Origin of the sequence: Streptomyces sp. ADI96-02 (genome assembly GCF_003846185.1) — a bacterium.
Classification (GTDB): domain Bacteria; phylum Actinomycetota; class Actinomycetes; order Streptomycetales; family Streptomycetaceae; genus Streptomyces.
The window spans coordinates 352,062-366,731 of the sequence record NZ_ML123034.1; the positions used below are offsets into that span (position 1 = coordinate 352,062).

A 14,670-nucleotide genomic window follows, 5' to 3' on the forward strand; every position below is an offset into this window, starting at 1 on the left:
CCCACGCGCCCGGCCCCCGGCCGGGCGCGACCGCACCAACAAGGGAATCGTCACCCGTGATCTCCGCCAAGGATCTCAAGAACCCCCACGTCGTACGACGCGACCTGCTGGCGTCACTCGTCGTCTTCCTGGTCGCCCTGCCGCTGTGCATCGGCGTCGCCGTCGCCTCGGGCGTACCGGCCGAACTGGGCCTGGTCACCGGCATCGTCGGCGGGCTCGTCGTCGGCCTGCTCCCGGGCAGCAAGCTCCAGGTCAGCGGACCCGCCGCCGGACTCACCGTCCTGGTGTACGAGGCGGTGAAGGAATTCGGGCTGAGCACGCTCGGCCCGATCGTCCTGGCCGCCGGACTCCTCCAGGTGGTGCTGGGAGCGGCGCGCTTCGGCCGCTGGTTCCGCGCCATCTCCGTCTCGGTCGTGCAGGGCATGCTCGCCGGCATCGGCCTGGTCATCGTGCTGGGCCAGGTCTACGCGATGGCCGACGCCGAGCAGCCGGGCAGCGGGCTGCGGAATCTGGCCGGACTGCCGGGGCTGGTCGCCTCGGTCTTCTCCGACAGCGAGGCCGCGACCGCCCTCGCCCTGGGCGCCGGCACCGTCGCCGTCCTCGTGCTGTGGCCCAGGATGCCCGCCGCGGCCCGGATGGTCCCCGGGCCGCTCGCCGCCGTGGGCCTGGCCACCGCCGTCGCCTCGCTGGCGGGGCTACGGCCCGCGGTGGCCGATGTGAACGGCCTGCTGCAGGCCATCGACCTGCCCGGCCTGGCGGACTTCGGCCGGCTCGCGGACGTCGCCGTGATCGGCACCGTCCTCGCCTTCGCCCTCATCGCCTCCGCCGAGAGCCTGTTCAGCGCGGCGGCCATCGACCGGATGCACGACGGGCCGCGCACCGACTACGACAAGGAGCTGGTGGCCCAGGGCGTGGGCAACACACTGTGCGGCGCGCTCGGGGCGCTGCCGATGACGGCCGTGATCGTCCGCAGCGCGGCCAACGTGCAGGCCGGGGCCACCACCGCGCTCTCCCGGGTCGCACACGGTCTGTGGTTGCTGCTCTTCGCGGCACTGCTGCCCGCCGCCGTCGGCATCATCCCCCTGGCCGCGCTCGCCGGGGTGCTGGTCCACGCCGGGTGCAAGCTCGTCCCCGTCAAGGAGTTCGGGCCGCTGTGGCGGGAGCACCGCGGTGAGGCGGTTCTGCTGGCGGTCACCGCCCTGGCAATCGTGGTGACCAACCTCTTCGAGGGTGTGGTGCTCGGCCTGCTGCTGGCGGTGGTCAAGGCGGCCTGGGAGACCTCCCACGTACAGCTCGGCACCCACCACCTCACCGGCGGGCGGACCGTGGTGACGCTCACCGGCAACGCCACCTTCCTGCGCTTGCCGCGCATCCTGGAACAGTTGGAGAAGCTGCCGCAGGATCAGCCGATAGAGCTGGACCTGACCGGGCTGCGCCACCTCGACCACGCCTGCCGGCTGGCACTGGAGAACTGGGCCCTGCGGCACAACGACGCCGAGGTCGAACCGGTCACGATCCGCCGGTGACGGACCGGTGGTGACGGGCAGTCCATGATGGGCCTTCCGTGTTGACGCACAAGCCCGCCCGCCACCACCATTCCTGACACATGATCAGCGAAAGCGCGGACGCAGGAGACCACCCGTCTCCTGCGTGCCGCGCCGTTCTTCACGGTTTGCGGGCGACGAGACCCCACTGGTCCACCAGCAGCGGGTCCTCTTCCTCCGGCCGCCACAGGGCGATCGAGACGAAGCCCGGTTCGAGCAGTTCCAGGCCCTCGGCGCACGCGGTGATCTCCTCCGGCTCGCGCACCAGGTACGGCGGGTTCTCACCGGAGGCGTACGCCTCCTGCCCGGCGAGCGTCTGCGGGGTCTTCACGGTGTCGCAGAGCACCAGGTAACTGCCCGACGGCATGCGGGAGAGGTAACGCCGGACGACCTCGATGCCGTCCGCCGGGCTCAGATGCCCGAGGGTCGAGAGCAGCAGCACGGCGACCGGCCGGCTGAGGTCGAGCGTCTTGGCGGCCTCGTCCACCACGGCGTCCGTCTGCGAGAGATCGGCGTCCACGTAGGCCGTCCGGCCCTCCGGTGAGCTGGTCAGCAGGGCCTGCGCGTGCGTGAGGACGATGGGGTCGTTGTCGACGTAGACGATCCGCGCGTCGGGCACGACGCTCTGGGCCACCTCGTGGGTGCTGTTCGCCACCGGAAGGCCGGTGCCCACGTCCAGGAACTGGCGTACGCCCAGTGACGCGAGGTGACGGACGGCTCGGACCTGGAAAGCGCGCGAGGCACGGGCGATGTCGACCACCTGCGGGTAGGCCGCGCTGACCACGTCGGCCAGCTCCCGGTCCACCGGGTAGTTGTCCTTGCCGCCGAGCCAGGCGTTCCACACCCGCGCCGAATGCGGAACGTCCGACCGGATCCTGCGGCGGAACTCAACGTCGTCGTCGCTCATGTCTCTCCTCTACTCACTGTCCGTAGAGGGCCGTTGACCGGATAACCGCCGGTCGGAGCCCTGACGGTGACCGTACATCGCCCTCCCGGCCACCGCACGGGCGGATCCGCGGCAGGCCGCGTCCTTCCGGGGCCGGCGTCCGCACGGCATGCGCGCGGCACCCCCGCCCGACCGCCGTCGCACCGCATCATGTGGCGCATGAGCGACTCCGCGCCCTCCGGCGCCGCCCGGCGGGGCGCCCGCGCCCATCGCCTGGTCCCCATGACCGGCCGTGATCCGGACGAGCCCGGCCGGGTCGCCTCACCGCTGGAGCTGCTGTTCGACCTGACCTTCGTGGTCGCGGTCGGCACGGCGGCGTCCCGGTTCGCCGAGCTGCTGGCGGAGGGCGACCCCGGGGACGCGGTCGCCGCGTTCGTCCTGGCGATGTTCGCGATCAGCGTCGCGTGGATCAGCTTCAGCTGGTTCGCGTCGGCCTTCGCCACCGACGACTGGCTCTACCGCGCTCTGACGATGGTGCAGATGATCGGCGTGGTCGTGTTCGCGCTCGGCCTTCCGGCGATGTTCCGTTCGGTGGCGGAGGGCGGCCGTCTCGAACTGCGGGCGATGGTGCTCGGCTACGTCGTCATGCGGATCGCGATGGTGTTGCAGTGGTGGCGCGCGGCCCGGGAGTCGCCCGCCTTCCGCAAGGTCGGCATGGCCACGATCCGCTGGACCGTGGCCGTGCAGGCCGGATGGATCGTCGTCGCCTTCGTGAAGCTGCCGCTCGCAGCCGTGTTCACCGCCTTCATCGTCCTCGGGACGCTGGAGCTGGCTCTGCCGATGATCACCCAGGGCTCAGCGGGCGGCACGCCCTGGCATCCCCACCATGTCGCGGAGCGGTACAGCCTGTTCGCGATCATCACGCTCGGCGAGGGAGTGGTGGGTACGGTCGCCTCGTCGGGCGGGCTCCTGGGCGGCCCGGACGGCACGCGGTGGACGGGGAACGCCGTTGCCGTGGTCGTCGCCGGAGTGGGGCTGACCTTCGGCATGTGGTGGGTCTACTTCACGACCCCGTTCGGCGACGTCCTCGTCCACCGGCGTGAGCGCGGCTACCTCTTCGGCTACGGGCACATCCTGCTGTTCCTGGCCATCGCCGGGGCCGGTGCGGGCCTGCATGTGGCGGGCCTGCACCTGGAGCACCACGCGGAGCTGGGCGAGAGCGCCGTCGTACTGTCCCTGGCGCTTCCCGTCGGCCTGTACCTGCTGATGGTCTACCTGCTCCACACGCTGCTGCTCTCGGCCGCCGACCGCTTCCACCTGCTGCTGATCTCCCTCACGCTCGCCGTGCTGGCCGCGGCGGTCGTGATGGCCGCGGTCGGCGCGCCGGTCGCGGCCTGCCTGCTCGTCATCATGGCAGCCCCTTTCGTCACCGTGGTCGGTTACGAGACGATCGGCCACCGGCACCAGCGGCGGATGCTGGAGGAGCTCGGCGGGCGGGGGACCTGACGGCGGGGCCTCGGACGCCGACGACGGCCCGACCCGTCGGCACGGTGGTCCGCATCAGACCAGGCCGGGACCGGTCCCGGTGAGGCGGGCCGACACGTCCCACAGAGCGCGCGCCATGTCCCCGTCCCGGGCCCGGGACGACTTCCGGGCCGGGGCCGGGGCTCCCCGGGTCTCGCCCAGGCGGCCGGGGCCGTAGTACGAACCGCCGGGCGCGCCCGGCAGGGTCGCCGCGTAGAGGGTGGGCAGCGCACCGGCCGACGCGGGCTGTGTGAACAGCCGCGTCGTCCGCTCCAGCCGGGCGGCCCAGTTCCGGCCGGCGAGGCGCGGACCGGCCTGGCCCAGCTCCGTGGCGGACAGACCGGGATGGGCGGCCAGAGAGAGGAGGTCGCGGCCCTCGGCGCGGGCGCGCCGGTCCAGTTCGGCGGTGAAGAGGAGGTTGGCGAGCTTGGACTGGCCGTAGGCGCGCCATGCGCCGTACGCGCGTTCGGCGTTGAGGTCGTCGAGGTCGATGCGGCCGAAGCGGTGCGCCAGGGAGGAGACGGTGACCACGCGGGCCGGGCCGCGTACGCCGAGCACCGGCAGCAGCCGGAGGGTGAGGGCGAAGTGGCCCAGGTGGTTGGTGCCGAACTGCATCTCGAAGCCGTCGGCGGTGCGCAGCGGCGGCAGCGCCATCACGCCGGCGTTGTTCACCAGGAGGTCGAGCCGCCCGTCCACCGCCTCGGCGATGGTCCCGGCGGCCTCGGCCACGGAGGCCAGGTCCGCCAGGTCGAGGCGGACCAGGTGGCTGTCGGAGCGCGGAGCGGCCCGGCGTACGGCGTCCAGGGCGCGCTGCCCGCGCTCGGGGTCGCGGCAGGCGAGGACCGTGCGGGCGCCGGAGCGGGCCAGCGCGAGAGCCGTCACGGCCCCGATTCCGCTGTTCGCGCCGGTGACCACCGCGGTCCGGCCGGAGAGGTCGGGCATGTCGTCGAAGTTCCAGGAGTGCATGGTCACCGCCTCCCCGGTGAGGGGCGGGGCACACGTACGGGGAGGTCCGGATCCTGACGTGGCGCGCAACTCGCCCGCCGTACGAACGCGCTCTCCCGTGCGCGCCCTCATCCACTGCCATCCGCTGCCATCCACCCTGTCAGGTAGCGGAGAAACGGGTGGCGTGCGGGCGAGGTCAGGCGTTCCCGGAAGCGGAAGTGGGCTGGAACCAGGCCGGCCCCTCCGTCAGTGCCTGCTTGATCCGGAAGAGGGCGAACTCGGCGAGCGGCGGCAGCGCGTCCAGGGAGAACCAGCCGACCTCCAGGGACTCGTCGTCGTTGACCCGGGCCTGGCCGCCGGTCGCGCGGCAGCGGAAGGTGAGGTCGAGGTACTGGCAGCGGTCGCCGTTGGCGTACTGCACGGGCCGCAGCGCCTGGGTGAGCACCAGGCGCTCGGCCACGCAGTGCACCCCGGTCTCCTCCAGCACCTCGCGCTCCGCCGTGGCCGCCGGCTCCTCCCCCGGTTCCGAGATGCCGCCGACGACCGACCACTCGCCGGTGTCCGCGCGCCGCCCGAGCAGCACCCGGCCCTCGTCGTCGAACACGATCGCCGTCACCCCGGGCAGCAGGAGCAACTGGTGTCCGGCGGTGACGCGGATGTCACGGATGAAGTCAGGAGTAGCCATGATCCGAGCCTACGTGTCGATCAGCCCCGGTCGGTGAGCGGCTTCCGGCGGGTGCGGACCGAGGCGACGGCCGCCCAGCCCAGTCCCGCCACGGCCAGCAGCGCGATGACGCCCTCGGGCAGCGGCCCCATCCGGGTGGCCGGGGTGAGCGAGGAGCGCAGCGGCACCTCGTCGACCAGGGCGTCGGGGGTGAACATCCCGCTCTTCTCGACGATCGTGCCGTCCGGCCTGATCACCGCGCTGACCCCGCTGGTGACGGGCACGACGACGGACCGCCCGTGCTCGACGGCGCGCACCTGCGACATCGCCAGCTGCTGGTAGGTCATCTCGCTGCGGCCGAAGGTGGCGTTGTTGCTGGGCACGGCGATCATCTGTCCGCCGTGGGTGACGGTGTCGCGCACGGCGTCGTCGAAGGCGGCCTCGTAGCAGGTCACGAGTCCCACCTTCGTGCCGGCGAGGTCGAACACGCCGACCTCGGTACCGGGGACGAACTCGCGCTGCACCCGGTCGACGTCCTCGCTGAAGAAGCGGGCGACCGACCGCATCGGCATGTACTCGCCGAACGGCTGGATGTGCCGCTTGTCGTAGGTGTCGACGGGACCCTTGTCCGGGTTCCACTCGATCAGGGTGTTGCGCAGGGCGTCGGGGCCGCGCTCGACCACGGCGCCGATGACGGTGGGGGCGCCGATGGCCTTCACCGCGTCGTCGATGACCTTGCGGGCGTCGGCGTTCAGGTAGGGGTCGAGGTCGGAGGAGTTCTCGGGCCAGAGGACGAAGTCGGGCTGCTCGGCCTTCCCCGTCCGCACCTCCTCGGCCAGCTGCTCGGTGCGCCGTGCGTGGTTGTCCAGGACGGCGCGGCGCTGGGAGTTGAAGTCGAGTCCGAGGCGCGGGACGTTGCCCTGGATCGCCGCGACGGTGGCCGTCCCGTTCTCGGCGGAGTCGTCGACCAGGGGCAGCGCGGCGAGGGCGGCGGCGACCGGGACGAGGACGCTCGCGGCGGCCCCGGCGACGGCCGCGCGCGGAATCCTGCCGGTGGCGCGGTACGCGCGGAACCCGCGCACGGCCGCGTAGAGCCCGAAGCCGCACAGGACGACGGCGAACGAGAGCAGCGGGGTGCCGCCGAGCGCGGCGAGCGGCAGGAACGCGCTCTCCGCCTGGCCGAAGGCGATCCTGCCCCAGGGGAAGCCGCCGAACGGGATGCGGGCGCGGACGGCCTCGTCCAGGGTCCAGACCGCGGCGGCCCAGAAGGGCCAGTACGCGAGCCGGGTCACCGCGGCGACGCCGACACAGCCCACCGCGATGAAGAGCGCCTCCGCGGCGGCGAGCGCGAGCCACGGCACCGGGCCGACGTCCTCGCCGGTCCAGTGCAGCAGGGGCAGCATGAAACCGAGCCCGGCCAGCAGGCCGAGGCCGAACGCGGCCCGCAGCCGGCGTCCGTACAGGACCCAGCCGAGCAGCGCGAATCCGGGCAGGACGAGCCACCACAGCGGCCGGGGCGGGAAGCTCGCGTAGAGCAGCGCGCCGGAGAGTGCGGCGGCGCCCGGACGCAGGAGCCGGGTCAGCGGTCCGGCGGCCTTCGGCGCCGGGGCGGGCGGCGGATCGTCGACGGGTGTCATAGTGGCGCTCACCCGGCGGAGTCTACGGTGGCCGGCTGTGCGGGGCGGCGGTGGCCCGCGGTGCGGTCGGCCGCGCCGCGTGCGGGTCAGTCGCGGGTCCGGGTGCCGGTGGAGGTGCTGGTGGGGGCCAGGTGCAGGTGCCGGCGGATGAAACGTACGGCCGCTTCGGCGTCGTCGACGGTGACGGTGAAGGTCCGGCCGTCGCCGAGGAGCAGCGCCATCCCCTCGCCCTTGCGCACGACGACGGCGGTGCCCTGCTCGGGGCGCCAGCGGTAGCCCCAGCCGCCCCACTGGCGCGGGTTGACCTTGGGCACGAATTCGGCGCCCACCACATGGGTGAGCAGAATCCGCCGGCGCGGCAGTCCGGCGTGGCCGCAGCGCACCTCCAGGGCGTCCCCGTCGACCTTGACGGCCACGTGGACGAAGGCGAGGGTCCCGAAGAGGATCAGCAGTCCGGCGGCGACGCAGCCGATCACGGACATCAGCAGCGGAGCGATGCCGGAGGACCACGCGGACTCGATGGCGAGGTCGACGCCCAGCGCCAAGCAGCCCGCGCCGATGACGGCCAGCAGCCACTGGAGGCGGTTGGTGGCGCGGCCGGTCCATACGGTGGACGGCGCCTGGGTCGAGCCGTGCGGCGCGCTCTCGGGGTGGTCCGTCATATTCAGCAGCGTACCCACGTTCCTGGCGGGTGGCCGGGGTACGCGGCCCCGTCCGGGCGATCCGGGCGGTCAGCGCACGGGCGCGCCGGCGGAGAGGATCCGGCCTTCCGCGTAGGCCAGCGCGGGGTCCGGCAGGACGCCTGGGCGTCCGCCGAGGAGGACCGTGAGGGCGCCCGTCGGTTCGGCCGTCGGAGCGGCGTCGGCCCCGATCCGGCGCAGCGCCTGGGCCGCCACGGCGCCGGCGGAGCCGTACAGGGCGGGCGCGGGGGCGCCGGGGGCCCGTACGGCGGCCCGGATGCGCTCGGCGACCAGTTCGTAGTGCGTGCAGCCCAGCACCACGGCCCGGACGCCGGGCGGGGTGAGGGCGGCTGCGGCGGCGACCGCCCGGTCGATGCCGGCCTCGTCGGCGTGCTCGACGGCGTCGGCGAGCCCGGGGCAGGGGACCTCGGTGACGTCGGCGTCCCGGGCGAAGTCGGCGATCAGTCCGCGCTGGTAGGGGCTGCCGGTGGTGGCCGGGGTGGCCCAGATGGCGACGGCTCCGCCGCCGGTCGCCGCGGGCTTCACGGCGGGCACGGTGCCGATGACCGGCAGGGCGGGTTCCAGCTCGGCGCGGAGCGCGGGCAGCGCGTGGACGGAGGCGGTGTTGCACGCGACGATCAGGGCGTCCGGCCGGTGTGCGGCGGCGGCGCGCGCCACGGCCAGGGCGCGGGCGGTCACGTCCTCGGGATCACGGGGGCCCCAGGGCATCGAGCCGGGGTCGCAGGAGAGCACCAGTTCGGCGTCGGGCCGCAGCCGACGGACGGCGGCGGCAGCCGCCAGCAGGCCGATTCCGGAGTCCATGAGCGCGATCTTCACCCGGTCACCATAGTCGACAGCCCTTGCGGCTTCGGCTCAGTGGGGCAGACTGCGGCGGATGAGCGCCGTTGCCTGGATCGCCGTGGGTTCGCTGATCGCGTGGGTGTGGCTCCTGCTGGGGCAGGGGTTCTACTGGCGGACCGACCAGCGGCTGCCCCGGCGCACCGACCCGGAGCGCTGGCCGTCGGTCGCCGTGGTCGTGCCGGCCCGCGACGAGGCGGACATGCTGCCGCTGACGCTGCCCTCGCTGCTCGTCCAGGACTATCCGGGGGACGCCCGGATCATCCTCGTCGACGACTGCAGCGGCGACGGCACAGGGCAGGTGGCCCGCGACCTGGCCGCGCGCCACTGCGGCCTTCCGCTGACGGTCGTATCGCCCGGGGAGCCGGAGCCGGGGTGGACCGGGAAGCTGTGGGCCGTGCGGCACGGAATCGCGCTGGCCCGGCAGCAGAAGCCGGACTTCCTGCTGCTGACCGACGCCGACATCGCGCACGAGCCGGACAGCCTGCGTGATCTGGTGGCCGCGGCGGGTGTCGAGGGGCCGGACGGCTTCGATCTCGTCTCGCAGATGGCGCGGCTGCGGGTGGTGAGCGTCTGGGAGCGGCTGGTGGTGCCCGCGTTCGTCTACTTCTTCGGCCAGCTGTATCCGTTCCGCCGCGTGAACCGGGCGGGTTCGCGGACGGCGGCGGCCGCGGGCGGCTGCGTCCTGCTGCGTACCGAGGCGGCCGTGCGGGCGCGGATCCCGGAGTCGATCCGGCAGGCGGTGATCGACGACGTGTCGCTGGCGCGCCAGGTGCGGCGCGGCGGGGGCCGGATCTGGCTGGGGCTGGCGGAGCGGGTGGACAGCGTGCGCCCGTATCCCCGGCTGGCGGATCTGTGGCGGATGGTGGCGCGCAGCGCGTACGCGCAACTGCGGCACAGCCCGCTGCTGCTGGCCGGTACGGTCCCGGGTCTGGCGCTCGTCTACCTGGGGCCGCCGGGGACGCTGGTGGCGGGGGTGGTGACGGGCGACGCGTTGGCGGCGTGGGCGGGCGGCCTGGCGTGGGCGGTGATGACGGCGACGTACCTGCCGATGCTGGCGTACTACCGGCAGTCGTTGTGGCTGGGGCCGCTGCTGCCGTTCACGGCGGTGCTGTACCTGCTGATGACGGTCGACTCGGCCGTGCAGCACTACCGGGGCCGGGGTTCCGCCTGGAAGGGGCGTACCTACGCCCGGCCGGAGGCGGCGCCCGACCGGTGACGCCCCGCGCGGGCGGGGCGGCGGGTGCGGGCGGGCGGCGCGGGCGGCTGGTCGGGCGGGCGTTAGGGCTGTCGACCGGGGGCGGCGGGCCGGAGGCGTACGGGGAGGGCCGTGAGGTGCCAGTTGACGGGGTTGGCGCCGCGTGGGAGGTCTTCGGGATCGATGGCGAGCCGCAGGCCGGGGAAGCGGTCGAGCAGCGCGGTCAGCGCGACCGCCGTCTCCTCCTGGGCGAGATGGGCGCCCAGGCAGCGGTGCGCGCCGTGTCCGAATCCCAGGTGGGGCTCCCTGCGGTGGCGGGTGCGGGCGAGGTCGAGGCGGTCGGGGGCGGTGAACGCGGCCGGGTCGCGGTTGGCCGCGGAGACGATCGGGAGGACGGCCTCGCCGGTGCGCACCGGCGTCGCGCCGACCACCGTGTCGCAGGTGGCGTAGCGGGGCAGCGCGCGTACGACCGGGCCGCAGTAGCGCATGAGTTCGTCGACCGCGTACGGCATGAGCGTGGGATCGCCGAGCAGCAGGGCGAGTTGGTCGGGGTGGGCGAGGAGGGCCTCGGTGCTGTTGGCGATCAGGTTGACGGTGGTGATGTGCCCGGCGACGACCAGATTGGTGATGAGGGCGACGAGTTCGTCGTTGCTCAGCCGGTCGCGCCGGCGGGGTGCGAGGAGTTCGGAGATCAGGTCGTCGCCGGGGTGGGCGGTGTGGTGGTCGACGAGGGCGTGGGCGTCCTCGACCATGCCGGCGAGCGCGGCGCCCAGTTCGTCTCCGCAGACCCCTGCGGTCAGGGTGGCGCTCCGCGTCCGCCAGCGGTCGCGGTCGGCTTCGGGGACGGCGATGAGTTCGCAGATGACGGTGATGGGCAGCGGTCGGGCGAAGTGTTCGATCAGGTCGACGACGCCGTGGTCGGCGTGGTCCGGGAGGCGGTCGAGCAGTGTCCCGGCGATGGCCTCGATCCTGGGGCGGAGCGCCGCCACGCGGCCCGGGGAGAACGCGGCGGTGACCAGGCCGCGCAGACGGCGGTGGTCGGGGCCGTCGGCGTCGAAGATCCCGGCGCGCAGGTATTTCTCGTGCCCCGCGAACATGCCGCGGGCCTGCCAGGTCTGCTCGGTGCGGTGGGCCACCGACGCACCGGGGACGGCGGTCGCGTCGATGGTGAAGCGCGGATCGCTCATGACCCGGCGGATGTCGTCGTGGCGGGTGGCCACCCACATCGGGTCGACGCCTTCTACACGCCCCCGCGCCATGTGGTCGCGTTCGCGTACGGCGGCGTAGGCGGTGAACGGGTCACGGACCAGCTCTTCATCGGCCAGGTCCAGCGGTTCGTCGTGGGCTTCGGTGGGGGTGTCCTGGTCCTGCGCGGTCACGTCGGGGCCTCCAGAGAACGGGCGGCGGTTCGGTGACGGCATCATCACGCCCGCATCGCGCCCCACCCGCCGGCGGCGTCGCCAATCCCCCCGAAGGAAGGACCGGCCGCTCATCGGGGTGCCGCCTTGGGTCGTGTGTGCCCCGTGCGCGTGATCGAGAACGCGACGGGCGGCGCGGGACGGCGCAGGACGGCGCGCCGACGGGACGCACGTTCCCGCGCCGGGGCGGGCGCTCCCGCCGCGCCTCACCCGGCGACGGCGTACTGCGAGAGGTAGAGGGCCACGCTTCGTACCAGCTTCCTGGCCCGCGCTTCGTCGTTCCCCGCGCTGACCCCGAAGACGTATCGGCCCGCCGTCACGGTCGCGTGGGCGACAGGGCTCTGCCGCAAGCCCGTTCTGTACGTGTACAGATGGACATCGCGCCGCGGCTGCTCGACCCCGGCCGTCACGCACCCGCCCAAGGACGGGTTGCATCCCCAGGGAACGACGCTCGTCGCATAGGTGCGGGCGGCCTCCGCGTCGGGCGCCACCCATCGCACGGTCACGGAGAAGATGTCGCTGTCGGAGCCGCGTTCGGCGGCGAAGCGGCACACGCTCGGGTGCGGAAGTCCCACGCCCATCGCCTTACGGCTCAGGGACACGGGCAGCTCGACGTAGTCGCGGCCGGTCTCCGCCAGGAGCTGCGCGCCGACCAGCGCACAGGCGTCGGGCCAGTCCGTCCGCCCGGCCCCTCCGAGCGCGGCGGGCCGTCGCGCGTCCACGGCGCGATGCGCGGGCCGCAGGGCGGTGTAGCGGGTCCCCCGCCTCTCCTCGCTGCGGACGACGAGCACGGGCCCGCTCACTCCCACGAACGTCCCCGCCACCGGCCAGGGAACGCGTGCGCTGCGCCTCCCCGCGAGGTCCGTCAGGCTGCTGGCGCCGGGGCCCTGGAGGCGCGCGTCCCCGACGGACCAGCGGACGTCGCCTCCGTAACCGCCTGCGGTCTCCACGTCGCTGACGATGACTCCGGCGGTCAGGTCGTTCCCGAAGGTCATGGGTTCTTGGGGCAGTTTCCAGACGGTTCTCCCGCTCCCCACCCGTACGGCGCGCAGCGTGCGCGAACGGAGCGACCCCGGGTCCGACTCCACAGCGAAGTGGGATTCGGAGAGGTACACCGTCCCGCCGTCCGCGCCCGCGAGCCGTACCTCGGACTTCCGGGCTGCCTTTCGCCGCAGCAGTTCCCTGCCCGAATCGGTGAACACCCGCAACTCGTCGTCGAGTTCGACACCGACGGTGTCTCCGGCGGCGCTGAGCCCGACGGAATCCCGTCAGGGGCCCAGGTTCACCCGCCGGACGGTGTCGCCGTCCCGTGGATCGAGCAGCACGAGGTGCGCGTCCGGGCCCGAACATCTGTCGAGCAGGGCGATCCGGCGTGTCGTCGCGCCCACGGTGTCCGAGGGGGACGGCAGGCCGACGTCGCCGGGGTCGGGCTGCTCGCACCGGGTGAGCCCGGGATTCCGCTTGCTCCAGCGGACCGCGCCCGTCCGCGGCGCGAGACCCACGAGCCGGCCGCCGGACGTCTCGACGACAGGCCCCGGCCCGGTCAGGAGTGGCGTCGCCCGCAGCCAGTCGTCTCCCTCTTCCGGCCGGGCTCCCGGACTCCGGGTCCGACGCCACAGCTTCCCCCCGGTCGCGGGATCGTAGCCGTTCAGGGACTTCTCGCCGCTGTCTCGTTCTTCCACAGCGAGCATCACCCCACCCGAGAACCCGACTGGCGTGATCCGGCCCGCGGAGGTCTTCACCGTGGAGAGAAGACGACCGGTGCGCGTGTCCACCACGCTCACCGTCGGGCCCTGCGGGATCGCGAGCATCGCGTCGTTCATCGCCGCCGCCGTGTCCGAGACGTCGAGCGCCCTGCCGTCGGTTCGGAAGGTCCAGGCGACGTCCAGCGCGTTCGGGCGTTCGAGCGGCTTTCCCGGCGGACCGCCGTCGCCTGCCAGCAGCGCCGGAAGGCAGGCGGCGAGGAGGATTCCCCACCAGGTGTGCCGGACCACGCGCGTGAATGTCGAGACCATGCCGCCCCCGTTCGTGGAGTTCGGTCAGCACCCCTGCGCCGCGGGCGCCCCTGGGCACGGCCGCGGATCTTCGACCCGGCGGTATCCGCCGCCGGAGGATCCCTCGTAGACAGCGCCGTACCGAGGCGCATAGCCGGTCACCGCATACCGTCCCCGGTGGGGAGCGGGGACCGGCGCCTTGCCGCTCTTCCCGTTCCGCACATAGCGAAGGACGAGCCCGAACTCGCGCGAGCCCTTCTCGGCCACGAAGGTCGCCGTCAGATTGACCTGTTCTCCCGGAGCGAGCGTGATGACGTTCTCCTTGAAGTAGCGCCGGGTGGATGTCCCGCCCGTGAGAAAGACGGGATCCGGGCTGTCCATGTCCGCGAACAGCTGGATCTTCGGCTCGCCCCCCGCGCCCGGTTCGCACAGCAGCGTGCCGGCGAGGGGAGCGGCGGCGCGGGGCGACTTCGGCTCGATGTCGATCGACGTGACGGTGAGGGACCGGTCTCCCCCTTCGAGAGTGAACCCGACCGTCAACTCTCCTGCGCGAGCGCCCTGGTTGCGCCGGACGACGGCGTGCACGTCGCCGCCGGACACGAGTTCCGCACGGTCCGAGGGCGCGGACACCCGACGCGGCAGAGCCGTGCAGCCGGCCTCGTCCTCCTGCCTGGCGGTGACGGCGAACGGCTGCGCCGAGGGGCCGCCGGCCGAGGACGCCCCCGACGCGGTGGCCGCGGGACCCGGCTCGGACTCGCCGTCCAGGCTCAGCAGTTGGAGAACCAGCGCGGTCAGCACCGCGCCGAGAACCGGTATACCCGCGCCGAGCCAGAGCAACCGCACGTGACGCTTCCACCACGGCTCGGCCGCGTCCGACGGGGTGGGACGCCGCGCGCGGAGCCGCGTACGCGCGCGGAGCGTGGTCCGGTTCCTCAATTCTCCCCCAGCGAGCGGCGATCGACCCAGACGGTAGGTCAGGCGCGCTCAGGAGAAGAATGACAGGAGGAGTAGACGCGGGTCGACACCGCAGACCGCCTCACGCCTCGGCGGCCAGAGCCCGATGCGTTCATCGGGCCGCACCTGCCGATCGGCGAGTACCACCCGTATCCCGAGCGGCTGCGCCAGCACGTCGAGGGCGTGATCTGGCGGTTCCGGACGGGCGGGCAGTGGCGGGAGATGCCGACGGAGTTCGGTGCCTGGTCCCGAACGTCCGCAACCGCTTCCGGCAGTGGCCTGACGCCGGTGTCTTCGAGGCCCTGCTGGAGGGCCTGATCGCGGAAGCCGCGAAGCGGGTGAGGTGGACCTGCCCCTGGTCGGCATCG

General features: G+C 73.4%; 13 protein-coding genes and 1 pseudogene. 4 read left to right on the forward strand and 10 right to left on the reverse strand.

The window, feature by feature from the left end:
- The first annotated feature begins 56 nt into the window (after positions 1-56).
- Positions 57-1,526: a SulP family inorganic anion transporter gene (locus tag EES43_RS01535; RefSeq protein WP_124266968.1), complete on the forward strand. Its 1,470-nt coding sequence runs from the start codon at positions 57-59 to the stop codon at positions 1,524-1,526.
- Between the two features lie 139 nt (positions 1,527-1,665).
- Here the strand turns inward: EES43_RS01535 and EES43_RS01540 are convergent, their stop codons facing one another.
- Positions 1,666-2,451 (reverse strand): SAM-dependent methyltransferase, encoded by a 786-nt coding sequence (locus EES43_RS01540; protein WP_124266969.1) that lies wholly within the window; start codon positions 2,449-2,451, stop codon positions 1,666-1,668.
- A 198-nt stretch (positions 2,452-2,649) separates the two neighbouring features.
- Between EES43_RS01540 and EES43_RS01545 the strand changes: the two genes are divergently transcribed.
- Positions 2,650-3,936, forward strand: a complete 1,287-nt coding sequence (locus tag EES43_RS01545) for a low temperature requirement protein A (protein WP_124266970.1) — start codon at positions 2,650-2,652, stop codon at positions 3,934-3,936.
- Positions 3,937-3,990: 54 nt separating this feature from the next.
- On the opposite strand, the gene EES43_RS01550 is transcribed toward EES43_RS01545, so the two are convergent.
- From EES43_RS01550 to EES43_RS01570, 5 genes are all read right to left on the reverse strand, one after another.
- Entirely contained in the window at positions 3,991-4,920 is a 930-nt protein-coding gene (locus tag EES43_RS01550; RefSeq protein WP_124266971.1) for an oxidoreductase, read from the reverse strand.
- A 175-nt stretch (positions 4,921-5,095) separates the two neighbouring features.
- Complete coding sequence (locus EES43_RS01555) at positions 5,096-5,584, reverse strand: NUDIX hydrolase (RefSeq protein ID WP_124266972.1); 489 nt, start codon at positions 5,582-5,584, stop codon at positions 5,096-5,098.
- A 20-nt stretch (positions 5,585-5,604) separates the two neighbouring features.
- The gene (gene lnt / locus EES43_RS01560; RefSeq protein WP_124271734.1) at positions 5,605-7,200 is read right to left on the reverse strand and encodes an apolipoprotein N-acyltransferase; all 1,596 of its coding nucleotides are present in this window, start codon (positions 7,198-7,200) and stop codon (positions 5,605-5,607) included.
- Positions 7,201-7,286: 86 nt separating this feature from the next.
- Positions 7,287-7,862 (reverse strand): hypothetical protein, encoded by a 576-nt coding sequence (locus tag EES43_RS01565; protein WP_124266973.1) that lies wholly within the window; start codon positions 7,860-7,862, stop codon positions 7,287-7,289.
- A 69-nt stretch (positions 7,863-7,931) separates the two neighbouring features.
- Complete coding sequence (locus EES43_RS01570) at positions 7,932-8,717, reverse strand: glutamate racemase (protein WP_124266974.1); 786 nt, start codon at positions 8,715-8,717, stop codon at positions 7,932-7,934.
- Positions 8,718-8,775: 58 nt separating this feature from the next.
- Here EES43_RS01570 and EES43_RS01575 point away from each other — a divergent pair, with 58 nt between their 5' ends.
- Positions 8,776-9,957, forward strand: a complete 1,182-nt coding sequence (locus EES43_RS01575; protein ID WP_124266975.1) for a glycosyltransferase — start codon at positions 8,776-8,778, stop codon at positions 9,955-9,957.
- A gap of 62 nt (positions 9,958-10,019) precedes the next feature.
- Here the strand turns inward: EES43_RS01575 and EES43_RS01580 are convergent, their stop codons facing one another.
- From EES43_RS01580 to EES43_RS01595, 4 genes are all read right to left on the reverse strand, one after another.
- A complete protein-coding gene (locus tag EES43_RS01580) occupies positions 10,020-11,315 on the reverse strand; it encodes a cytochrome P450 family protein (RefSeq protein ID WP_241192308.1) in 1,296 nt (431 codons plus the stop codon).
- Between the two features lie 245 nt (positions 11,316-11,560).
- Entirely contained in the window at positions 11,561-12,349 is a 789-nt protein-coding gene (locus EES43_RS01585) for a hypothetical protein (RefSeq protein ID WP_124266976.1), read from the reverse strand.
- A gap of 273 nt (positions 12,350-12,622) precedes the next feature.
- Positions 12,623-13,369, reverse strand: coding sequence for an outer membrane protein assembly factor BamB family protein (locus EES43_RS01590; RefSeq protein ID WP_124266977.1), 747 nt, complete (start codon positions 13,367-13,369; stop codon positions 12,623-12,625).
- 24 nt (positions 13,370-13,393) lie between these two features.
- The gene (locus EES43_RS01595) at positions 13,394-14,191 is read right to left on the reverse strand and encodes a hypothetical protein (RefSeq protein WP_124266978.1); all 798 of its coding nucleotides are present in this window, start codon (positions 14,189-14,191) and stop codon (positions 13,394-13,396) included.
- 225 nt (positions 14,192-14,416) lie between these two features.
- Between EES43_RS01595 and EES43_RS01600 the strand changes: the two are divergent.
- Positions 14,417-14,634 (forward strand): annotated as a pseudogene (locus EES43_RS01600) (transposase); the annotation flags it as partial.
- Between the last annotated feature and the right edge of the window lie 36 nt (positions 14,635-14,670).